Below are 21,718 nucleotides of genomic sequence, written 5' to 3'. Positions count from 1 at the left end.
AGGAACTCTCAAGGCCTTACCGCCTCCGGTCGACCGCCTTGCGCACTCCGGCCGTCATCCGCCTGCCGAGGAAGAGCACGGGCCACGCCGAGGCGATACCGACGCCAAGGGGAAGCCCCTGCTGCCAGGCGGGCGCGCCAAGCGCCAGCGGCTGGGCGTTCGCCTGCGGGTTGTGGTCCGAAACGCCACCCCAGCGGCCGGGCGGGAGCACGATGATCCGCGCTTTGCCGATGATGTTGTCCACCGGAATCGCGCCATTGACTCCGCCGCCGCCCTGGCGCCGCGAGTCGCTCGAGTTGTTGCGGTTGTCGCCCATCACCCAGGCGTAGCCCGCAGGCACCTTGACCGGAGCGAACGTGTCCTGGACGGGCTTGCCGTTCTCGTCCACCTGAGATCCCGGTTCCCAGTGGATGTACGGCTCGTCGAGCGCCTTGCCGTCCACGATCACCCGGTTCTGCGGATCGCAGCACTGCACCGTCTGCCCGGCGGTCGCGATGATCCGCTTGACGAAGTCACGCTCGTCCGGCGGCGCGAACCCGATCAGGGAACCCAGCGTGCGGAATCCGGTGACGAAGATGTTGCTGGACTCCGGCGTGTCGATCTCGCCGACCCAGGCGGGCGGGCCCTTGAAGACCACCACGTCGCCCGGGCCGGGATCGGTGAAGTCGTACGTGATCCGGTCGACCAGGATCCGGTCACCCGTGCAACCCGGGCAGCCGTGCAACGTGGTCTCCATCGACCCCGAGGGGATCATGTAGACCTTGGCGAGGAACTGCTGGATCAAGATCGTCAGCACGAGTGCCACGACGATCAGGATCGGCAGTTCCTTCCAGAACGACCGCTTCTTGTTGACCTTGCCGAATTTCTTGGAACCTGATCGGCCCCGCCGGGAGGCCCTGGTAGGACGCTCCTCATCGGGGCGATCGGGCTCGTCTTCGGAGGTGTGCTGGGACACGGGTTCGACCACGACGCCAGGTTACCGGTAACCGTGCGGCTACCTACTTGGCGGAGGTCGTCTCGCGGTTTTCGCGGCGTTCCTTGATCTTGGCGGCCTTGCCGCGCAGCTCGCGGAGGTAGTAGAGCTTCGCCCGGCGGACGTCACCGCGCTTGAAGACCTCGACCTCGGCGATGTTCGGCGAGTGCACCGGGAAGGTGCGCTCCACGCCGATGCCGAACGACACCTTGCGGACCGTGAAGGTCTCGCGGATGCCGCCGCCCTGGCGACGCAGCACGACGCCCTGGAAGATCTGGTTGCGCTCGCGGTTGCCCTCGATGACGCGGACGTGAACCTTGAGCGTGTCGCCCGGTCGGAAGTCCGGGATGTCGGAACGCAGTGACTGCGCGTCCAGCGCGTCCAGGGTGTTCATCGGTGGTCCGTCCTCGTCTTCGTATGGCTTACGTGCAGCTTGGGCGCGCAGTGTCGGGCACTGCGACCTACCCGGGGGCTGATGGCGTTCCGGTGTACGGCGCCGGCTGCGAAGCCGCGCGTCCACTCACGCCAACCTGTCAAGTATTGCAGACCAGGTCTCAGGCGTTTGACCCGGCCTGGCCGCCGTCCTCGTGCAACCGCTCGAGGACGGCGAGATCGTGCTTGTCGAGACTACCTTCCGGCAGCTGCCCGATGAGTTCGGGCCTGCGCCGCACGGTGCGTTCCAGTGCCTGGTCGCGGCGCCAGCGGTCGATCAGCGCGTGGTTCCCCGAACGCAGGACGTCCGGCACGGCCAGGTCCCGCCAGACCTCCGGCCGGGTGTAGCTGGGGCCTTCGAGCAGCCCGTCGGAGAACGAGTCCTCTTCGGCGGAGCGCGCGTTGCCGAGGACTCCGGGCAGCAGCCGGACGACGGCCTCGACCATCACCAGTACGGCGGCCTCGCCGCCGACCAGTACGTAGTCGCCGATCGAGACTTCGTCGACGGGCATCCGCCGCGCGGCGTCGTCGATCACCCGCTGGTCGATGCCCTCGTAGCGGCCGCACGCGAACACGAGGTGCTCCTCGGCGGCGTACCGGTGGGCCATGGCCTGGGTGAACGGCCGCCCGGCCGGGGTCGGGACCACGAGCCGGGTGTTCTCGCCGCAGACGTCGTCCAGGGCGGGGCCCCAGATCTGCGGTTTCATCACCATGCCGGGCCCGCCGCCGTACGGCGCGTCGTCGACCGCGCGGTGGACGTCGTGCGTCCAGTTCCGCAGGTCGTGTACGCCGACCTCGATGAGGCCGCGGTCGATCGCGCGCCCGAGCAGCGCGGCGCGGAGCGGGTCGAGGTATTCGGGGAAGATCGTGACTACGTCGAGGCGCATCAGGCGTCCAGCAGGCCTTCCGGCGGGTCGAGGACGACGCGGCCACCCGGGACGTCGACCGCCGGGACGATCGCCTTCACGAACGGCACCAGCACCTCGCGTCCGTCGTGCTCGATCGACAGCAGTTCGCCGGCGGGCGAGTGCACGATTTCGAGCACCTTGCCGACGACCGTGCCGTCGGTGAGCTCGGCCCGCAGGCCTTCGAGTTCGTGGTCGTAGAACTCGTCGGGGTCTTCGGTCGGCGGCAGCGTCGAGGTGTCGGCGATCAGCAGCGCGCCGCGAAGGGTCTCCGCGACGTCCCTGGTCAGGACCTCTTCGAAACGCACCAGCAGCCGCCCGCTGTGTTCGCGGGCGGCTGCGATGGTGAGGTTTCTGCTGCTGCCGTCACGCAGCTTCGTCGTGACGGCCGAACCGACCGCGAACCGCTGTTCCGGCGAGTCCGTGCGCACGTCCACCGCGAGTTCCCCGCGGATTCCGTGGGCCTTGGCGATCCGGCCTACTACGACGTCCATCCCGTTCTGTCCTTGGTCAGCGATCGGTGTCGACGACGTCCACCCGGACGCCGCGGCCACCGATGCCGCCCATGACGGTGCGCAGGGCGGTCGCGGTACGACCGCCCCGGCCGATCACCTTGCCGAGATCGTCGGGGTGCACGTGCACCTCGAGCGTGCGGCCACGACGCGTGGTCAGCAGCTCGACCCGGACCTCGTCCGGGTTGTCGACGATCCCGCGCACCAGGTGCTCGAGGGAGTCAGCGAGGAAGCTCACGCCTCGGCCTTGTCACCCTCGGCGGCCTCGGCCTTGTCGGCTTCGGCCTTCTTCGGGGCGGACTTCTTCTTCGGCGTGGTGGCCTCGGCGGAGGCCGAGTCACCGGCGGCGGCGAGCGCGGCGTTGAACAGGTCCTGCTTCGACGGCTTCGGCTCGGCGACCTTCAGGGTGCCCTCGGCGCCCGGCAGGCCCTTGAACTTCTGCCAGTCACCGGTGATCTCGAGGATGCGCTGGACCGGCTCGGTCGGCTGGGCACCGACGGACAGCCAGTGCTGGGCCCGCTCGGTGTCGACCTCGATGAAGCTCGGCTCTTCCTTGGGGTGGTACTTGCCGATCGTCTCGATGGCCTTGCCATCACGGCGGGTGCGCGCGTCGGCGACGATGATGCGGTAGTACGGCGCACGGATCTTGCCGAGACGCTGCAGCTTGATCTTGACGGCCACGGGTGTGGGTACTCCTCAGTTCTCTCTGATGCATGTGGAAGGCGCACGCCAGCCGAGTGGGGACACGGCTGCGCACACCCGAAGGGTGAGCTCGGGCGCGGTGAGAGGGTCCGGCCAAAGCAGGCAAGCGTACATTCTGCCAGACGCCGGGCGAGCGTCAGAACGCGGCTATCCCGAGCGAGGCGAGCAGGATGGTGACGGCCGGGAGGAAGTTGTTCACCTGATGGGCGACCACGCTGCCGAGCAGCCGTCCGGTGAACACCCTGGCCAGCCCGATCGGGATCGCGATCACCAGCAGCAACGTGGTGCGCAGCGGTTCGAGGTGGCTCGCCGCGAAGACGGCCGTGGAGACCAGGAAGGCCGCGATCCTCCCCCAGCGTTCGGTGCGCCAGGTCAACCGTTCCACCGCGCCCCACAGGAGACCGCGGTAGATGATCTCCTCGCAGATCGGCCCGACCAGCCACAGGTAGATGAACATGACCACGGCCGCCGAGACCGACATCCGCCGGTCCTCCACGAGCGCGCTGATCGCCGAGGTCGCGTTCTCGTTTCCGACGAGCTGCGTCCAGACGTAGGCGGCGAGCGAGGTCAACCCGAGCCCGAGCACGCCGAGTTTGAGCCCGACCTTGACGTCCGCCCAGCTCCAGCCGATCCGCAGGTCGGCGAAGGGGCCGTTGCCGCGCAGGCGGGTGATCAGCAGCGCGACCCCGGCGGCGATCATCGTCGGCACCATGGTGCCCAGCAGCACCATGCGCATCGGCAGTGGCTGACCGGGCTGGACGTCGCCGAGCAGGACGCTGATGAACGCCGCCGACGCCAGCAGAACGGCTTCCACCAGGAGGAAGGCCCCGAATCCCCAGCGATGCGGCGGTGGCGTGTCGGGCGCGGCCACCTCACCTCCGGCAGTGACTTCTTCGGTCAGCTCATCCGGCGGCGCGGCCTCGGGGATCGGCTCCCTGGGCTGAGATACGGTCACGCCGATCCCTCCGGTGATCGTTCGGTTACTCAAAGACTCTAGCCGCCTGGAGCGGCGATCACCTCGCCGCGAAGAGCAATACAGCCGGTGGGAGGTTGTTGGCCGCGTGCGCGATGACGGACGCGCTCACCCGGCCGGAGAGATAGCGGGCGAGACCGATGGCGATGCCCTGGCCGAACAACGCGATCGTGCGCGCGGCCTCGCCGTGCAACTGGGCGAACACCAGCGCGGTGACCAGCAGGATCACCCACGAGGGCAGGCGGTGGAAGCCCATGGCGTTCCACAGCGTGCCGCGGAAGAGCAGTTCTTCGGTGACCGGAGCGGCGAGGACGACGATGACGGCGGCCAGCACCAGCCAGATCGTGTCGCCGTCGGCGGTGCCCGACAGCTCGGTGATCGGGCCGGGCGAGACGTCGGAGAAGGTCCTGTCGTCGCTGTCGGTCCCGTACACGGCGAGCAAAAGCAGGTTGAGGAGGTAGCCGGCGGCGAGCGCGGCGGCCCCGCAGGCGAGCCCGATCCGGACGTCGCGCCAGGTGGGCTTGAGCCCGAAGTCCGTGCGGAGCCCTTGCCCCCAAACGCGTGAGCCGACCGCGGGACCGAGACCGAGGACGAGGGTCGGCAGGAACGCCAGGATCAGCAGCGGGCCGACGTCACGCAGTTCCAGCGGGTCGTAGCCGCCGAAGCGGCCTGACATCAGGAAGCTCATGACGAGCGTGACGAGGTGGTATCCGGCGATGCCCGCGAAGAACGCTACGAAGCCCCAGTGCGCTCCGAGCACCAGACGCTCGCGAGCCTGCCCGTCGTCCACCACGCCTCCACGCTAAGTGCCGCTCCGGTCACCGGTGGAGTCGGGTCAGGCGTAGATCTTGCCACGCAGGACGATGTGGCTCGGATGGCGGAGTACCGCGACATCCTCGCGCGGATCGGACGGGTAAACGAGCAGATCGGCCGAAGCGCCGTCGACGATTCCCGGCACACCGAGCCATTCGCGGGCCGCCCACGAAGCCGAAGCCAGCGCCTGCTCCGCGGACATGCCCGCCTTGTGCAGTGCCTCGATCTCGTCGACGAGCCTGCCGTGCTCGACCATGCCGCCCGCGTCACTTCCGGCGTACACCGCGACGCCCGCCTCGATCGCCGTCGAGACCATCTCCCCCACACCGGCGTGCAACGCCCGCATGTGGTCGGCGTACACCGGGTACTTGCCCGCCTTGTCCGCGATACCCGGGAAGTTCTCGATGTTGATCAGGGTCGGCACGAGCGCGATCCCGCGGTCGGCGAGGACGCCCAGCTGGTCCGGGAGCAGTTCGGTGCCGTGTTCGAGGCAGTCGATCCCCGCGTCGATCAGACCGGGCAACGCGGCCTGGCCGAACACGTGCGCCGTCACCTTGGCGCCCTCGGCGTGCGCGACGGCGATGGCCTCGGCGAGGACGTCGTCGGGCCAGAGGGGCGCGAGATCGCCGGCACCGCGGTCGATCCAGTCGCCGACGAGTTTGACCCAGCCGTCACCGTCACGCGCTTGCTCGGCGACCGCCTTCGGCAACTCGGAAGGGTCTTCGAGTTCGATACCGAGGCCGGGGATGTAGCGCTTGTGCAAGGCGATATGCCGTCCGGCGCGGATGATCCTCGGCAGGTCGGCCCGCTCCTGCAGCGGCCTGACGTCGATCGGCAGACCACAGTCACGGATCAGCAGCGTCCCGGCGTCGCGATCGGTGATCGCCTGCTCGGTCGCCTCTTCGAGCGTGGTCGCGCCGCCGACACCGATGCCGGGGTGGCAGTGTGCGTCGACCAACCCGGGCACGAGAAAGCCTTCCCGGACAACGGTTTCCGCTCCGGCGACCGGTTCGGTGGTGATCCGGCCGCCGGTGACCCACAGCTCGCGGTGCTCGCCGTCCGGCAGGACGACGCCGGCCAGGTGCAGCGCCTCCACGGACTACTTGTCCTTCGGCAGCTTGAACTTCTTCGGGTCGAACCCGGGTACGTCGTTCATGCCGCCGAGTTGGGAGAGGTCGGGCATCCCGCCGCCACCGGGCATCCCGCCACCGGGGGGCAGCATCGGCATGCCGCCGGGGAAGCCGCCGCGGACCTTGGGCTGCGTCGGGCCGCGCCCCTTGCCCTTCTTCCCCTTCTTGCCCTTGCGGTTCTTGCTGCCGCCGCCTCCGCCGCCGAAGCCGAACCGGCCCGCCATCTGCGCCATCATCTTGCGCGCTTCGAAGAACCGGTTGACCAGGTCGTTGACGTCGCGGACGGCGACGCCGGACCCCTTCGAGATCCGGACCCGGCGCGAGGCGTTGATGATCTTCGGGTCGGCCCGCTCGGCGGGGGTCATGCCGCGGATGATCGCCTGCAGCTTGTCGAGCTGCTTGTCGTCGACCTGAGCGAGCTGGTCCTTCATCTGCCCGGCGCCGGGCAGCATGCCGAGCAGGTTGCCGATCGGGCCCATCTTGCGGACCGCGAGCATCTGCTCGAGGAAGTCTTCGAGGGTGAGCTGGCCGCTGCCGAGCTTGGCCGCCGTCTGCTCGGCCTTCTCCTGGTCGAAGTGCTGCTCGGCCTGCTCGATGAGGCTGAGCACATCGCCCATGCCGAGGATCCGGCTGGCCATCCGGTCCGGGTGGAAGAGATCGAAGTCCTCGAGCTTCTCACCGTTGGAGGCGAACAGGATCGGCTGGCCGGTGACCTGGCGGACCGACAGCGCGGCACCACCGCGGGCGTCACCGTCGAGCTTCGTGAGCACGACACCGGTGAAGCCGACGCCGTCGCGGAACGCCTCGGCCGTGGTGACCGCGTCCTGACCGATCATCGCGTCGACGACGAACAGCGTCTCGTCCGGCGAAACGGCGTCGCGGATGTCCGCGGCCTGCTTCATCAGCTCTTCGTCGACGCCGAGACGGCCGGCGGTGTCGACCAGGACGATGTCGTGCTGGGCGCGCTTGGCCTCGTCGATGGCGCGGCGGGCGACGTCGACCGGGTCGCCGACGCCGTTCCCGGGCTCGGGTGCGAAGACCGCGACCCCGGCGCGCTCGCCGACGACCTGCAGCTGTGTGACCGCGTTGGGACGCTGAAGGTCACACGCGACCAGCATCGGCGCGTGCCCCTGCTTCTTCAGCCACATCGCGAGCTTGCCCGCGAGCGTCGTCTTACCGGCACCCTGCAGACCGGCGAGCATGATGACCGTCGGCGGGTTCTTCGCGAACGTGAGCCGCCTGGTCTCGCCGCCGAGGATGGTGACGAGTTCCTCGTTGACGATCTTGATGACCTGCTGCGCCGGATTCAGCGCGCCGTGCACCTCGGCGCCCTTGGCGCGCTCCTTGATCCGGGCGATGAAGTCCTTGACCACAGACAGCGCGACATCCGCCTCGAGCAGCGCGATCCGGATCTCGCGCGCGGTGGCGTCGATGTCGGCGTCGGAGAGCCTGCCCTTGCGAGACAGGGTCTGCAGGGCGGACGTGAGCCGATCGGAGAGGGTGTCGAACACGGGTGTGCACGCTCCAGCGGGGTCGTTGTGGCTCGCCGGTACGGACCGGCGGCTTCCCAGGGTAGTCGGTGTTCCGTGCAGGCGTTGACACGGTTGCGCGTGAGCTCAGGGCTCGCGGAGGTCGGCTTCGGCCAGAGCCTGGATACCGCTCGGGTTTACCCGTTGCCCGGAAGCACCGTGAAAGGGCCAGGGCTGCCGCGGCGCGCCTGGGCGATGTCGGAGCTGTGACCGGGCCTGCCCGTGATCAAGGACACCCAGCGGCAGGTCGTGAACTATTCGGCCCTGCAGCCCGGTGACCTGCTGTTCTTCGATCCGGAACCGCAGCTCGGACCGCTGGTTTCCCATATCGGGCTCGACAGCGAGGGCAAGCGGCGGGTGTTGTCCAGCCGGAAGGTCGCCAACGGGCCGACCTTCGGCGACGCCGGTGGCACGTCCTTGATCGACGGCGAAGGCACCTACGCGAAGGCGTTCCGCGCGGCCAAGCGGCTCTAACGCTAAACAGGGCTCCGGGACCGATCGCCCCTCGCAGACCGGTACCGGAGCCCCTACGGAAGGCTCGCCTCCCCGCGAGCCGACCGTAAGCACACTTGGCGAGTTTCGCGGGACTCGGTATCGCCGGACCCCCAGTACCAGGCGATTCGCTGCCCGCGCCTTCTCTCCGCGCGATGACATAACCTTGCCCGGTCACCCTGGGGTCACGGCAGCGTGAAGACCCCCAACTCCCCCTGAGTAGATCTACTCAACTGGTCTTGGCCGACGACGCCGACGACGCCGACGACGCAGCTTGCTTCGCCCGCGTCCGCGCCTGGCGTGCCTTGTCCGCCGCTTCCTTGGCTTTCTCGACCGGGCCCTGCTGCAATGCCGCCAGCAGCCGCGTCACGCCTTCGGACTGTTCGGCGGCGGTCGGCCGCAGGACGTCGTCGCCGTCCAGCTTGGCCTGGATGAGCGCTTCGAGCGCTTCACGGTAGTGATCGGTGTACCGGCCGGGATCGAAATCCCGGGTGAGGTCCTCGATCAGCGAAACCGCGTTCCGCAGTTCCCCCCGCCGCAGGTCGACGTCCTCGTGCAGGAACGGGAAATCGGGCCGCCGGATCTCGTCGGGCCACAGCATCGTCTCGAGCAGGATCACCTGGTCTCGCACGCGCAGCGCGCCCAGCGTTTCGCGCTGTCGCAAGGTCACCTTCACGATCGCGATCCGCCCGGACTGCTGCAGCGCCTCGCTCAACAGAACGTACGGCTTGGTGCCGGCGGGCTCCGGTTCGAGGTAGTAGCTGCGGGCGAAGTACATCGGGTCGACCTGCTCGGCGGGGGTGAAGCCGACGACGTCCATCGACCGGGTGGTCGGCGGGAGCAGCGAAGCGAAATCCCCGGGGGTCAGCAGGACGACGTCACCGTTGGGAACGGGATACCCCTTGGCGATCTCGGCCGCGGGCACCTCGGCGCCGTCGACCTCGCAGACCCACTTCACCCGCACCCGGCCGCCGTCGGGCTCGTGCACCTGGTGGAGGGGGACGTTGTGCTCCTCGGTCGCGCTGTACGCCTTCACCGGAATGGCGTAGGTCCCGAATCCGATCGTGCCTTTCCACACCGCGCGCATGGCCCACCTCCGCCTGGTCAGCGTATCCACGCGCCGAAGGAGCGGGACAGCTACAAACGGGTGTCAGGGGCGACCGATTCGCTCACACATTCGAACGACGGACGGGATTCGGCGAGTGCCTCGGCCGAACAGTCGACAGCGGTGGCCGCCGCACGGAGCACTTCGGCGACGACCTCGACGTCGGTCATCGGGGCGGTGGCCAGCGCGCCTTCGCCGCCCCCTTCGACCCGGCCCGCCATGCCTTCGAGCGCGATGGCGAGGGCCTGCTGCCCCGCGACGAGGTGCCGGACCACCTTGAGCAGTTCGGGCACCGTCGCGGCGGTACCGGAAGCGGTGAGGGAGACGGCGAGGTCGTCCGCGCACGCGCGGAGATGGGAGGCCACGACCGTCGGCGGAAGCGTGATCCGCTGTGGTCCGGGCGAGTCCTGCTCGTGGTCGAGCACGTGCTCACCGCCCCTCCGGCTCCTTCGGGTCTCGACCGCGCACATCCTGCCACCGCTACCCTCCGCGATTCGCGCGACACCCCGGTCCCGGGTCAGCCGTAACCGAGCAGGACCACCGCGCCCGCCGCCAGGACCAACCCCGCGGATCGCACGGGTCCCGGCCGCTCACGGAGTGCCACGATGCCGAGGACGACCGGCACGACCGGATAGAACGACGCCAGCACTACCGCGATCGTGGTCAGTCCCTGGCGAGTGGCGAGGAGATACAGGACCAGAGACAACGCGGCGAAGCAGCCGTTCGCCACCGAGCCGACCGCGAAGCGCCACGGCAGCCGCACACCGTTCCCCCTACGGGCGACGATCGGGAGGATCGCCGAAGTCGCCGCCAGCCTGCTCGCCACGACCGGCCAGAGACCGGCTTCCGGTGCCGCCTGCGCCAGCGCGAGATACTGGACGGCGAATCCGGCGCTGGCGATCAGCGCGTCCCGGACCGCGGGCTTCGTGCTTTCCGCGTCACCCGCGCCGGAACGCGAAACGGCCCCCAGCGCGAGGACCGCCAGCCCGATCCCGGCGAATCCCGGCACCGAGGGACGCTCGCCCAGCAGGGTCACGCCGACGAGCACGGGCAGTGTCACGCTGCCCACCGCGCTGATCGGCACCACGATGCTCATCGCCCCGCCGATCAGACCGCGGTAGAGGAAGACCATGCCGACGGCCGTGCCGAAGCCGGAGGCAGCGCCCCATACGAGATCAGGCGTCGACGGATCCGCCGGCGTGAGCAGAAGCACGGCACCGAGCATGATCACGAAACCGCCCGCCTGGCCGGCGAACGCGACGGCGGCGAAGTCGGCCCGCCGGGCCAGGAGTCCGCCCGCGAAGTCGACGAATCCGTAACAGAGGGCGGATCCCAGCGCGAGCAGAGTGGGATCGGGCATGGATTGGCTTACCCGGCGCCGGGTGTCGGCAAACGATCAAGCTGCGGCGGCCAGCAGCGCCGCTTCGATCTTCGACCGCCACTCCTGGTCGACGCGGCCCGCCCGCGGCGCGACGGCGAACGAGTCGACGACGGCGCCACCGAGCGTGGCCACCTTCGCCCAGCGCACCTCGGCCTCGCACCGGCGCAACGCGCCCGCGACCCGGTACAGCAGCCCGATCCGGTTCGCGGCCCGCAGTTCGACCACGACCGTGTCGTGCCCACTGGTCTCGTCGTCGAACCAGATCACCTTCGCTCCGGCCGGCGGCGTCTCCCCTCCGCCGTAGTCCCGTTCCTTGGCCGCGAGCCGCTGGGTGAGCGGCAGCGTACCGGCCACCGCCCGCGCGAACTGCTCACGCAGCAGGGTGACGTCGGGCAGCGAGCCGAACTTCGGCGACGCCGTGAACACGCCCGCGCGTCCCCCGTCGTGCCCGCGCAGCACCGCCGCGTGGACTTCGAGCGAGTTCAGCGCGAGCACCCCGGCTGCGGGAGCCAGCAGTTCGGCGCGCGCCGGGACCGCCAGCACGACGGTCACGACCTTGCCCGCGGCGGTGATGCGGACCTCGCCACGGCCGGACGCGACGGCTTCGGCGACGAGCTCCCGCTGTTCGGCACCCATCGGCTCCGGCGGCACGAATCCCTTGCCGTGCAACGCTTCCTCGCAACCGGACACGAGTTCGGCGAGCAGGCGCGCCTTCCAATCCGTCCACACACCAGGTCCGGTGGCCAGCGAATCAGCCGTCGTCAGGGCGTGCAGCAGTTCCAGCAGGACAAGGTTCTCGTCGAGCGTCTTCGTCACCCGCTGGATCGTGGCGGGATCGCTGATGTCCCGCCGCGTCGCGGTGTGCGGCAGCAGCAGATGATGCCGCACCATCGCCGCGACCAGCGCCGAATCGGCGTCCGTCAGCCCGAGCCGGGCCGCCACCTGGGCACTGATCTTCGCGCCGAGTTCGGAATGGTCCGCGTCGCGGCCCTTGCCGATGTCGTGCAGCAGCGCGCCGATGAGCAGCAGATCCGGCCGCGAAACGGTGGTCGTCAGTTTCGACGCCTCGACCGCGGCACGCACGAGATGCCTGTCGACGGTCCACGAGTGCACCGGCGACCTCGGCGGGAGATCCCGTACCGCCCCCCATTCGGGGAACAGGCGCGCCCACAGGCCAGTGCGGTCCAGCGCCTCCACGGCGTCGACGAGTCCCTCGCCCGCGCCGAGCAGTTCCACCAGCGCCTTGAGGGCGTCGGCGGGCCAGGGTGCGCGCAGTTCCGGCGCGGTTTCGGCGAGGGCCCGCAGGGTCCCGTGCGCGATGGGCTTCCGGATCCGCGCCGACGCCGCGGCGACCCTCAGCAGCAGGGCCGGATCCTTGGCGGGCACCGCGTCCCGCGCCAGCGCGACCTCGTTCCCGTGCAGGACGACACCCTCGTCGAGCGGAGTCCGCGCCGGCCGCCGCCCGAACCGCGTCTTGGGCGGTTCCACAGTGGACCGGAGCGCGACGTCCACCGCGTACGCGATCGTCCGCCCGACACCGGAAAGCTTACGCGCCAAGGTGAACCGGTCGCCGAACCCGAGCTCACCGGCGACCGTCTCGGCCTCCGGCGCGCTGAGGATGTCCCGCTCCCGGCGGAGTTCCCGGCGCAGTTCCGTCCGGACGTCGAGCAGCAGGCTCTTGGCCGCCAGCAGCTCCTCACCGGGTCTCGCCGTCAGCTGTGCCGCCGCCAGCGCTTCCAACACGGCGAAGTCGCGAAGGCCGCCCCGGCCGTGTTTGAGATCCGGCTCGGCGGACTGCGCGATCTCGCCACTGCGGGCCCAGCGCTGCCGCACCGCGTCCGCCAGTTCGTCCATCCGTTTCCTGGCGGTCCGCCGCCACTGGTCCCGTGCCGCTGCCGCCAGCCTGGCGGTGATCTCGGCGTCCCCGGAGATGTGGCGGATGTCGAGCAGCCCCATCGCGGTCCGCAGATCCTCGGACGCCACCTTCAGGGCCTCACCCGGAGTGCGCACCGAGTGATCGAGGCCGATCTTGGCGTCCCACAACGGGTACCAGATCGCGTCGGCGATCTCGCCGACCCGCGAATTCCCGTTGTGCAGCAACAAGAGATCGAGATCGGAGAAGGGCACCAGCTCGCTGCGCCCCAGGCCGCCGACGGCGGCCAGCGCGACACCGGGTTCAGCGGTGTCTACACCGGCCGCCGAAGCGCCCTTGCCCAACCAGAATTCGTAGAGGTCGACCAGGGCCGCCCGCAACGCGGCCGACCCCAGCCTCCCGTGCCTGCCCTCGAGCAATCGCTCGGTGGCCTTGACCAGTTCACCCCCGTCGGCCATCCGTGACGCCTATAGGGCGTCCGAGCCGCGCTCACCGGTGCGTACCCGGATGACCGTCTCCACCGGCGTCACCCAGATCTTGCCGTCACCGATCTTGCCGGTGTGGGCGGCCGTGGTGATCGCGTCGAGCACCTTCTCGACGTTGGAATCGTCGGTGACGACCTCGACCCTCAGCTTCGCCACGAAGTCCACGGAGTACTCCGCACCCCGGTAGACCTCGGTGTGGCCCTTCTGCCTGCCGTAGCCCTGCACCTCGCTGACCGTCATGCCGAGCACGCCCAGCTGCTCCAGCGCGGAGCGGACGTCGTCGAGCGTGAACGGCTTCACGATCGCGGTGATCAGCTTCATGCCTTGCTCTCCTCGAGTTTCGTGGCCGCGTTTCCGGTGGACGACTTGACCGGGATGGAGCTCGGCTGGCCGAGGCCACCGCCCGATCCGGTGAAGTCGTACGCGCTCTCCGCGTGCTGGGCCTCATCGATACCACTGACCTCGTCCTCCGCGCTGACGCGGAACCCGCCGAGCTTCTTGATCACCCAGCCGATGACGAAGGTGAGCACGAACGAGTAGCCGAGCACGACGGCCGCCGCGAGCGCCTGCTTGCCGAGCTGGCCGAGGCCGCCGCCGTAGAACAGGCCGTCGACGCCGAGCGAGTTGACGCTGGTGGTGCCGAAGAAACCGATGAGCAGCGTGCCGACGAGACCACCCACGAGGTGGACGCCGACGACGTCGAGGGAGTCGTCGAAACCGAAGCGGAACTTGAGGCTGATCGCCAGCGCGCACAGGGCACCGGCGATGAGACCGATGGCGATGGCGCCCAGCGGGCTGACGAAACCGGCCGCCGGGGTGATCGCGACGAGACCGGCGACGGCACCGGAGGCGGCGCCGAGGGTGGTCGGCTTGCCGATCTTGATCTGCTCGATGATCAGCCAGCCGAGGATGGCGGCGGCGGTCGCGACGGTGGTGTTGGTGAACGCGACGGCGGCGAGGTCGTTGGCGGCCAGCGACGAACCGGCGTTGAAGCCGTACCAGCCGAACCACAGCAGCGCGGCACCCAGCAGCACGAACGGGACGTTGTGCGGACGTCCGGTGCCCTTCGGCCAGCCCTTGCGCTTGCCGAGCACGATCGCCAGCGCCAGGCCCGCCGCGCCGGCGTTGATGTGGACGGCGGTACCACCGGCGAAGTCGAGCGCCTTGAGCTGGTTGGCGATCCAGCCGCCGACCGAATCCGCGCCGATGAAGCCGTTGAACGAGAACACCCAGTGCGCCACCGGGAAGTACACGATGGTCACCCACACCGCGACGAACAGCGTCCAGCCCCAGAACTTGGCGCGGTCGGCGATGGCACCGGAGATCAGCGCGGGCGTGATGATCGCGAACATCAGCTGGAACATCACGAAGGCGAACAACGGCAACGCGTCCGCGCCGGGCCAGGCGACCTCGGGCGCGGTGTCGGTGGCGGCGGTCGCGAACCCGGCGAGCTTGCCGGAGATGTTCGAGAGACCGGCGAAGTCGAAGTTACCGAGCAATCCTCCGCCGATGTCGTTGCCGAACGCCATCGTGAAGCCGTACAGCGTCCAGAGGACACCGACTACGGCGAGCGCGATGAAGTTCATCATCAACATGTTCAGGACGCTCTTCGCGCGGACCATGCCGCCGTAGAAGAACGCCAATCCCGGTGTCATGAGCATGACCAGCGCGGCGCTGATCAACACCCATGCGGTGTCTCCTGCGTTCAGCACAATCTTCCTCCCGTGCCTGGGGTGTACTGCGCAGGAATCTTTGGACCGCGGTGTTTCCTCGGGCGGCGATTCAGGTTTCACCCGCGTGAACTGTCGGTGCGGCGTTGTTACGTCCAGGTTTCCCGAGACCTGGTGCGTTCTGTCCGGTTGCGAAACCTCATGGTCGAATAGGTCCATGAACGCACGTGTATCCGGCCATGACCCACTGCCACCGGAGATCGTCCGGTCGCTGCGGTGTTCGGTCTGCGGTGACCCGGTCGGGCTAAGCGACCGCACGGTGCGTTGTGGGAGAGGCCACTCGTTCGACGTAGCGAAGCAGGGTTACGTCAATCTTCTGCACGCGCGCATCCCGGCCGGCACCGCGGACACGGCGCCGATGGTCGCGGCTCGCGTCGACCTCCTCTCGTCGGGTGTTTATCTGCCTCTTGCCGAAGCCCTCGCGAAGGTGGCTTCGGACCACGTCGAGAACGGGATGGTCATCGACGCCGGGGCGGGCACTGGGTACTACCTCGCGCACGTGCTCGACGCCGTCCCCACCGCGTACGGACTGGCGCTCGACGTCTCAGCCGTCGCCCTGCGTCGGGCCGCTCGCGCGCACGCGCGCGCGGGCGCGGCCGTGTGGAATCTGTGGGAGCCCTGGCCGGTGGCGGACTCGAGCGCGTCACTCGTCCTCAACGTCTTCGCGCCCCGCAACGCCTCGCAGTTCCACCGCGTCCTGTCCGCGGACGGGCTGCTGGTCGTCGCGACGCCGAACCCAGGTCACCTCGGGGAACTGGGCGACCTGGTGATCTCCGTCGACGGCGGGAAGGACGCGCGGCTGGAGGACACCCTCGGCGACCGCTTCACCCGGGCGGACCGGCACGAGGTCACCCGGCGGGTGACGTTGGCGCCCGCCCAGGTCCGTCAAATCGTCGAGATGGGACCGAGCGCCCACCACCTCCACCGCGACGGCCGCCGTGAACGCCTCGACGCGATCGACGCGCCGGTGGACGTCACCACGTCGTTCAGCGTCACGCTGTACCGGCCGGTGCCCTGATGGAGGCACCCGCGACCCTGCTCGCCGACGCCGCCTGGGTCAGCGCCCGCATCGGCGGGGCCGCGAAACTCTACGGCTGCTCGCGGCCCGAAGTGCTCGGCACGATCTGGTGGTACTCGCTGTCCTCCGTTCTCGTCGCGCCCTCCGTCGAGTCACTCGTCCGGGGTGAGCCGCTGGATCCGTCGCTCGACGCCGTCACGATCGACCTCGTCCCGGACGGCCGCTTCACCGGCGCCCGGTCTTCACGGCTCCTCGACGGCGGCCTTGCCGAACTCGGTGCCGCGTTCGCCGGGGCGCTGAGCACGGCGATCGGCACCATTTCGGCCGTCACGGGGGCGAATCCGCGCGCGCTGGGCGCGATCGCGACGGATTCGATCGGCAACCGCCTGATGTGGACCGGCGACACCGAACGAGCGATCGAACTGGCGGCGCCGCTCGTGGCCGCCATCGGGCTCGGGATGCCGGAGCCGCGGTTCTCCCGGATCGGGCGGAACACCGTGGTGCGCCGTGCTTCCTGTTGCCTGATCTACGAAGCGGGCAACCCGAAGTGCACCAGTTGTCCCCGGCAAACTCCCGAGGAACGGGACCGGCGGCTACGCGCCGCTCTCGGGTAGCGCGTGGGTTTCGGTGAAGGAGGCCGGATCGCCATTCCGTGAAGGACCCCTTGAGGGACCAAGAGTCCCCGAAGTTCCCCTCACCAGCCTCGGATCACCGCCTTGAACCCAGCCGCACGAGCGAACACACCTGCGGCGCGCAAAGGACGCGGGCCACGGGATGGCTTGAATCCGCAAAGCCCCGTCTCACCGGCCCGATGACGACCTCAGGCACCGAAGGGATCCTTCGCCGCGTCAGACGACGCGAAAGGAGCCTTTGTCCCCGCCCACCAACACGGCATGTTCGCCCTTCACCACATCAGACGCGGGAAAGCCCCCTTGGCCCCGGCCCGCTCATACGGCGGCGAGATTCTCCCCCGTCAACGCGGCGACCATCGCCGCACGGGTGCCGACCCCCAGTTTGGTGAAGATCCGCCGCATATGCGCGGAAACCGTGTTCAGACTGATTTCCAGTACGCCGGCGATCTGTTTGTTCGTATAGCCCCGGCTCACCATGCGCGCCACTTCGTGCTCGCGCGGGCTGAGCAGGTCGTGCGCCTCCGGTGTCACCGGCACCAGCAGGCATCTGACGCCGTGCTCGGTGAGGTCCAGCAACGGTCTCCGCGTCGCGGCCTCCCCGTCGCTCAGTTCCGTGACCCGCCGGACGAGCGACCTCGCCAGGCTTCGCACGGTTTCGTCTTCCGAAGCGACCTTCCTCCGCTGCCGCGCGAGATCGTGTATCGGTGCCGCAGGAAATCCCACCGCCGGGCTCGTGGACATAGACCGGCCTCCCCCCTCTTGGTTTCCCTCCCTCTCTAGCAAACCCCTCCGACAGGAAAAGCGCATCGTCGATTTGTGTGACAAGTCCGAACTAGTCGATTCATGTCACACAGGAACGTGTGACTACCGGTGTGCCCCGGTGCGCGGGCAGTGTCGGGTCCGTGCTCACCGACGCACCGCGCCGGGGACCGCGGGATTTTCACCGGAGCAGAGGAGAACGGGTTATGAGCCGTGGCTATGCGGCAGTGGACGGCGAGTTGGAAGACGAGCTGAGCCGTGAGTTCGAGGACGAGTTCGAGGACGAGCTGGAGGGTGCGCTCGGCGAGCTGGCCTATGAGCTGGAGGACGAACTCGAAGACGAGGACGAAGCGCTCTACGAGTTCGAGGCCGAAGACGAGCTGGGTGAACTGGCCCAGGAACTCGAAGACGAACTCGAAGACGAGGACGAAGCGCTCTACGAGTTCGAGTTCGAGGACGAGGACGAATTCGAGGCAGAGTTCGAGAACCTGGTCCGCGAGCTCGAGGAGGAGTTCGAGTTCGAGGACGAGTTCGAAGGCGAGGACTTCGTCAATCCGCTGCGTCGCCTCTATCCCGACGCCGATCAGCTGGCCCGGCTGGCCTTCCAGGCGGAACAGGCGGAGACCGAGGAGGAAGCCGAGGCGTTCATCGGACCGCTGGCGGCGCTGGCCGTTCGCGCGCTGCCCCGGCTCGCCCCGGTCGTGCGCTCGGTGGCCCCGAAGATCATCCGTGGCGCCACCACCCTCGGCCGCAAGCTCTGGCGTAATCCGGGCACGCGACACCTCGTCCGGCGTGTCCCGCAGATCGTCAAACGCACCGCGGCGAAGGTCAAGAAAGGCCTCCGCACGGGTATGCAGATGACGCCCGGCTGGCTGTCGAACGCGTTGATCGGTGGCGCTGTCAGCTTCGGGGCGGACAAGCTGCTGAAGCGGACGAAGAAGAAGAACACGCGACGCAAGCAGCCCGCGCGGCGACGTGCGGCGGCACAGCGCCCGGGTGCACGGCGTCGCCGGACGACACGGCGTGTCCCGCCACGGACCGCCGCACAGCGCAACCGGCGTCGTGCCGCACAGAGCAAGCGGGCGCGCGGCCGTGCGCGCCGCCGTTAAGGCGCTCCCCGCGGCATCCGGTGCCCCGGTCCCTCCTGCCGGAGCGCGGCGGGCGAGGCCATCCGGCGGGAGGGAACTGGAGGCATGGGTCCTCTCCCAGGCCACCAACGTGGAACGGCATCTGGACGCGTTGCGGCCGTTCCGCTGGTCGGAGTTCGGCGATCCGGCGACCGGGCCGAGCCGGGCCCATCTGGCGGCGGTCAACCGCATGATGGCGACCCTGCGGGGACCGTTGTTCACCGCGACCCGCGTGACCCGCAGGACGGCGCAGGAGGCGGTGAAACGGCCGGAACAGGCCGAACTCGCCCGGCTCCTGCAGGCGAAGTCCCGCGCCCAGCGCTGGGTCAGGACCACCGAGCGGGTGTGGGACTTCTACCTCGACCTGTTCAACCAGCGGCAGGGCGCGTTCGCCCCGTGGCTGGTGGCCTGCGACCGGGTGGCGCTCGACTGCTATCAGTACGCCTACCTCGGGATCGGGCGCTGGCGATCGATCCCGACCCCGCCACCGTTCTGCTACCTGCGCACCGGGTCCGGCCCGGCCACCTCGCGCCGCGGGATCCCCTTGCGGCGCCTGGGGAACCGGCTCAATCCCTTCCCGCTGATCCAGCTTCCGTACCACCGGCTGGTGAACCCGTGGACGCTCGGCGCGGTGCTGCACGAGGTGAGTCACAACCTGCAGAACGATCTGGGCCTCGCCAGGGCGATCCCGCTCCAGGTGGCGGCGAGGCTCGTCGAGGCGGGGGTCCCGCGCGAGGTGACCTCGGTCTGGGTCAGGTGGAACCGGGAGACGTTCGCCGACCTGTCCGCGCTGTTGCTGGGCGGCCCGGCGGTCGTCGGTTCGCTGTTCGACGTCATCGGGCGCACCGAGCTCGAAACGACGGGGTTCGCCCCTCGGGCGGTCCACCCGGTGCCGTACCTTCGCGCGAAGATCTCCGTGGAGTTGTTGCGACGCATGGGTTTCGCCCGGCACGCGAAGTCCTACGCGTCGATGTGGCACAAGCTGTACCCGCGGGCGAAGCTGGTCAACGCGCCGCCGGCGCTGCTGAAGACGGCGGACAAGGCGATTCCCACGGTGGTGGACGCGATGTGCTTCACGTCGTTCCCTTCGCTGGGTCACCGTTCGCTGGCGAAGGTGCTGCGGTTCGAAGCCAAGGAACAGGCGATGATCGAAGAAGCCGCGGAAAGACTGGCCGACGGGGTGTCCCCGGGCGTGGTGCCGGAGCGGTTCCTCATCGGCGCGGTGCGGTTCGCGCTCGACCAACGGATGGCGCCACCGAAACGGCTTTCCGGTTTCTTCATGGAAGAACTCGGCAGGAGGGCGAGATGACGCTCCACACCGAATTCTCCCGGCTGGGCATGGAAGTGAACCAGGTGGCCGCGTGCTGGCGGGCTTTGGAGATCAGCGTCGCCGAAGACCGGCCGGCCGGTGTCGGGCTCGCCGCGGCGGATCACCTCGCCGAAGTCGTCCTGGACGGCACCGGAGAGGTCGAGGCCGCCACGCGCGCGACACAGTGCCCGGTGAGCGCCGAATCGTTGCACACCACGGCGTCGTCGCTGCTGAAGCTGCGACGGCGGGTGGACGGGCACTGCCGTTCGCACCACGCGGTCTCCGGGCTGCTGCGCGCGGTGCACGGACGGGAACAGGAATGGCGGGGCTGGGCGAAGAGCTTCCACGCCGGGGTGGACCAATGCGCCGCCGCCCTGTCTTCGGCGGAGGACGTGATGGTGCGGTGCTGGCGTGAAGCAGTGGAACTGGCCGAATTCAAGGGATGTGGGGCGACCCGATGACGATCAACGACGACCGCGGCGCGACGTTGCCGCGCGCACAGGACATCGACAGCGCGTATCCGCTGTCGACCGGGCAGTACCCACCGCCGGCGGCGGCACCCGGCGAACTCGCCGAACAAACGATCAGTGACATGCTCGGCTGGAAGTGGCGCGAAGGCGACACGAAGGGTTTCGTGGCCGCGCTCACCGGGAGCTTCGAGCTGAAAGAGGTCCAGGGGCGCACCGAGGCGCAATGGACTCCGCGCGGGTACGCGATCCAGGCCGATCTCGGCGCCGTCACCGGTGGCCAGGCCTCGCTCGCGGCCAGGGCCAGGAGCGCGGTCAAGGATTCGCTGGCACTCCTCGACTCACTCCGTCCACTGAGGACGGACGCGGATCCCGAGAACGCCGAGGGCTTCCGCGCGCTCGTCCGGCACGATCTCGAACAGATCCGGCAGGAGCTGGAGAGCCCGCTGATCCGCGTGGCCAGGGTCGATCAGCTCTTCCTGCTGCTGCTCGGGAACAGTGGTCTCGCGGTCGGCGCCGGGGACCGCACGCAAGGACACCTCGGCCAGCTGCGGGACGAGTTCGGCCTGGTCTCGGGCAAGGTCAACACGATCGAGGAAGAACGGATCCAGACCTCCTTCATCACGCTGACGGATTGGGTGGTCTCGTTGTTCAGGGGCTGGCAGGACGCACGAGACAAGATCGACCCGTTCTCCCAGCCTGCCGGTGGTCAGCCGTTCTTCGGCCCCGCCGTGGTCGCCCTCTCCCGGCTGCTGTCCGCGACGGCGTCACAGGTCGACGAGGTCGTCGCGATGCTGCGGTCGGTGTTCGTCCAGCAGGAAGACCTCGAAGTGCTCCGGGTCCCCGATCCGCAGGGCGGGACTATGTCGCTCGGCGGGTTGCTGCGCTGGATCCGCGAATTCGCCACCTTCGAGGGCGGCAAGCTGATCGAGTCGGCGGGCAAGGAGGGGGTCGGCACGTCGTTCCTCCAGATCGCGATGCGGCTCCAGCGGATCGTCGCGAACCTTCCCCGGCAGAGCACCGGCGGCCCCAACGGAGACGTGCCGGGCAACTTCCGCGCGTCGCTTCCCCCTGGTTTCTTCAGCTCCCGTGTGCAGCGGGCCATCGACGAACTCGACGACCACCTCCAGGAGGTCGTCCGGATCGCCGAACCGATCGGCCGGGAAGGCTCGCCGTCGCCGGCCGATCCGAACCCGCCCGCCCCGCCCACCCCGCAGCTCACGCCACCGCCCGGCCGGACACCACCGGTGCCGTCGGTCGCCGAACTCCGTGAGGGGCACGGCATCCAGGAAGGGCAGGCACCACCCGAGGCGGAGGAACCGCCGAAACCCCGGACCACGCGCAAGCGGACCGGGCAGTAGCCGGACCCGT

Annotated in this window: 24 protein-coding genes; 7 read left to right on the top strand and 17 right to left on the bottom strand. The window is 69.2% G+C overall.

Features of this window, described 5'->3' with window-relative positions:
- Positions 1-16 precede the first annotated feature (16 nt).
- The 10 genes from lepB to ffh all read right to left on the bottom strand — a co-directional run bounded on the left by lepB (position 17) and on the right by ffh (position 7,951).
- Complete coding sequence (lepB, locus tag BLW75_RS36705; RefSeq protein WP_034310914.1) at positions 17-967, bottom strand: signal peptidase I; 951 nt, start codon at positions 965-967, stop codon at positions 17-19.
- A gap of 31 nt (positions 968-998) precedes the next feature.
- On the bottom strand, positions 999-1,367 hold the full coding sequence (gene rplS, locus BLW75_RS36700) for a 50S ribosomal protein L19 (RefSeq protein ID WP_005154717.1): 369 nt from the start codon (positions 1,365-1,367) through the stop codon (positions 999-1,001).
- Between the two features lie 160 nt (positions 1,368-1,527).
- Positions 1,528-2,292 carry a tRNA (guanosine(37)-N1)-methyltransferase TrmD gene (gene trmD, locus BLW75_RS36695; RefSeq protein ID WP_034310911.1) on the bottom strand — a complete coding sequence of 255 codons (765 nt, stop codon included), beginning with the start codon at positions 2,290-2,292 and terminating at the stop codon, positions 1,528-1,530.
- Positions 2,292-2,804, bottom strand: coding sequence for a ribosome maturation factor RimM (rimM, locus tag BLW75_RS36690; protein ID WP_034310909.1), 513 nt, complete (start codon positions 2,802-2,804; stop codon positions 2,292-2,294). The genes trmD and rimM overlap by 1 nt, the downstream gene beginning before the upstream one ends.
- Before the next feature lie 16 nt (positions 2,805-2,820).
- Complete coding sequence (locus BLW75_RS36685; RefSeq protein ID WP_003103110.1) at positions 2,821-3,060, bottom strand: RNA-binding protein; 240 nt, start codon at positions 3,058-3,060, stop codon at positions 2,821-2,823.
- A complete protein-coding gene (gene rpsP / locus BLW75_RS36680) occupies positions 3,057-3,503 on the bottom strand; it encodes a 30S ribosomal protein S16 (protein WP_005154724.1) in 447 nt (148 codons plus the stop codon). The genes BLW75_RS36685 and rpsP overlap by 4 nt, the downstream gene beginning before the upstream one ends.
- Before the next feature lie 157 nt (positions 3,504-3,660).
- Positions 3,661-4,479 (bottom strand): CPBP family intramembrane glutamic endopeptidase, encoded by an 819-nt coding sequence (locus tag BLW75_RS36675; protein WP_034310906.1) that lies wholly within the window; start codon positions 4,477-4,479, stop codon positions 3,661-3,663.
- 58 nt (positions 4,480-4,537) lie between these two features.
- Positions 4,538-5,287, bottom strand: coding sequence for a CPBP family intramembrane glutamic endopeptidase (locus BLW75_RS36670; RefSeq protein WP_091599141.1), 750 nt, complete (start codon positions 5,285-5,287; stop codon positions 4,538-4,540).
- 45 nt (positions 5,288-5,332) lie between these two features.
- A complete protein-coding gene (locus tag BLW75_RS36665) occupies positions 5,333-6,406 on the bottom strand; it encodes an amidohydrolase family protein (RefSeq protein WP_034310901.1) in 1,074 nt (357 codons plus the stop codon).
- 3 nt (positions 6,407-6,409) lie between these two features.
- On the bottom strand, positions 6,410-7,951 hold the full coding sequence (ffh, locus tag BLW75_RS36660; RefSeq protein WP_034310899.1) for a signal recognition particle protein: 1,542 nt from the start codon (positions 7,949-7,951) through the stop codon (positions 6,410-6,412).
- A 240-nt stretch (positions 7,952-8,191) separates the two neighbouring features.
- Between ffh and BLW75_RS36655 the strand changes: the two genes are divergently transcribed.
- The gene (locus tag BLW75_RS36655) at positions 8,192-8,443 is read left to right on the top strand and encodes a hypothetical protein (protein ID WP_091599138.1); all 252 of its coding nucleotides are present in this window, start codon (positions 8,192-8,194) and stop codon (positions 8,441-8,443) included.
- Between the two features lie 247 nt (positions 8,444-8,690).
- On the opposite strand, the gene ku is transcribed toward BLW75_RS36655, so the two are convergent.
- The 6 genes from ku to BLW75_RS36625 form a co-directional block, all read right to left on the bottom strand.
- Positions 8,691-9,548: a non-homologous end joining protein Ku gene (gene ku, locus BLW75_RS36650; RefSeq protein ID WP_034310896.1), complete on the bottom strand. Its 858-nt coding sequence runs from the start codon at positions 9,546-9,548 to the stop codon at positions 8,691-8,693.
- A 50-nt stretch (positions 9,549-9,598) separates the two neighbouring features.
- Positions 9,599-9,991 (bottom strand): hypothetical protein, encoded by a 393-nt coding sequence (locus BLW75_RS36645; RefSeq protein WP_091599135.1) that lies wholly within the window; start codon positions 9,989-9,991, stop codon positions 9,599-9,601.
- A gap of 92 nt (positions 9,992-10,083) precedes the next feature.
- On the bottom strand, positions 10,084-10,926 hold the full coding sequence (locus BLW75_RS36640; protein ID WP_034310893.1) for a DMT family transporter: 843 nt from the start codon (positions 10,924-10,926) through the stop codon (positions 10,084-10,086).
- A gap of 36 nt (positions 10,927-10,962) precedes the next feature.
- On the bottom strand, positions 10,963-13,278 hold the full coding sequence (locus BLW75_RS36635) for a [protein-PII] uridylyltransferase (RefSeq protein ID WP_034310891.1): 2,316 nt from the start codon (positions 13,276-13,278) through the stop codon (positions 10,963-10,965).
- 9 nt (positions 13,279-13,287) lie between these two features.
- The gene (locus BLW75_RS36630; protein WP_020630602.1) at positions 13,288-13,626 is read right to left on the bottom strand and encodes a P-II family nitrogen regulator; all 339 of its coding nucleotides are present in this window, start codon (positions 13,624-13,626) and stop codon (positions 13,288-13,290) included.
- The gene (locus BLW75_RS36625) at positions 13,623-15,017 is read right to left on the bottom strand and encodes an ammonium transporter (RefSeq protein WP_167373561.1); all 1,395 of its coding nucleotides are present in this window, start codon (positions 15,015-15,017) and stop codon (positions 13,623-13,625) included. The genes BLW75_RS36630 and BLW75_RS36625 overlap by 4 nt, the downstream gene beginning before the upstream one ends.
- A 175-nt stretch (positions 15,018-15,192) precedes the next feature.
- Here BLW75_RS36625 and BLW75_RS36620 point away from each other — a divergent pair, with 175 nt between their 5' ends.
- Both BLW75_RS36620 and BLW75_RS36615 read left to right on the top strand, forming a co-directional pair.
- Positions 15,193-16,053: a putative RNA methyltransferase gene (locus tag BLW75_RS36620; RefSeq protein WP_091599132.1), complete on the top strand. Its 861-nt coding sequence runs from the start codon at positions 15,193-15,195 to the stop codon at positions 16,051-16,053.
- The gene (locus BLW75_RS36615) at positions 16,053-16,667 is read left to right on the top strand and encodes a (2Fe-2S)-binding protein (protein WP_034310886.1); all 615 of its coding nucleotides are present in this window, start codon (positions 16,053-16,055) and stop codon (positions 16,665-16,667) included. Before BLW75_RS36620 ends, BLW75_RS36615 begins: the two co-directional genes overlap by 1 nt.
- Before the next feature lie 333 nt (positions 16,668-17,000).
- Here the strand turns inward: BLW75_RS36615 and BLW75_RS36610 are convergent, their stop codons facing one another.
- Complete coding sequence (locus BLW75_RS36610) at positions 17,001-17,336, bottom strand: helix-turn-helix domain-containing protein (RefSeq protein WP_241783536.1); 336 nt, start codon at positions 17,334-17,336, stop codon at positions 17,001-17,003.
- 314 nt (positions 17,337-17,650) lie between these two features.
- On the opposite strand from BLW75_RS36610, the gene BLW75_RS43055 reads away from it, so the two are divergent.
- From BLW75_RS43055 to BLW75_RS36590, 4 genes are read left to right on the top strand one after another with little or no spacing between them, the layout of a single operon-like run.
- The gene (locus tag BLW75_RS43055) at positions 17,651-18,553 is read left to right on the top strand and encodes a hypothetical protein (RefSeq protein ID WP_034310881.1); all 903 of its coding nucleotides are present in this window, start codon (positions 17,651-17,653) and stop codon (positions 18,551-18,553) included.
- Entirely contained in the window at positions 18,537-19,880 is a 1,344-nt protein-coding gene (locus tag BLW75_RS36600) for a hypothetical protein (RefSeq protein WP_034310878.1), read from the top strand. The genes BLW75_RS43055 and BLW75_RS36600 overlap by 17 nt, the downstream gene beginning before the upstream one ends.
- Complete coding sequence (locus BLW75_RS36595) at positions 19,877-20,341, top strand: hypothetical protein (RefSeq protein WP_034310876.1); 465 nt, start codon at positions 19,877-19,879, stop codon at positions 20,339-20,341. The genes BLW75_RS36600 and BLW75_RS36595 overlap by 4 nt, the downstream gene beginning before the upstream one ends.
- Positions 20,338-21,708 (top strand): hypothetical protein, encoded by a 1,371-nt coding sequence (locus BLW75_RS36590; protein ID WP_034311179.1) that lies wholly within the window; start codon positions 20,338-20,340, stop codon positions 21,706-21,708. Before BLW75_RS36595 ends, BLW75_RS36590 begins: the two co-directional genes overlap by 4 nt.
- Positions 21,709-21,718 lie beyond the last annotated feature (10 nt).

The organism is Amycolatopsis lurida (assembly GCF_900105055.1).
GTDB classification, from domain to species: domain Bacteria; phylum Actinomycetota; class Actinomycetes; order Mycobacteriales; family Pseudonocardiaceae; genus Amycolatopsis; species Amycolatopsis lurida.
Note: the sequence above shows the minus strand (reverse complement) of the source record. Positions and strands in the feature narration are given on the sequence as shown.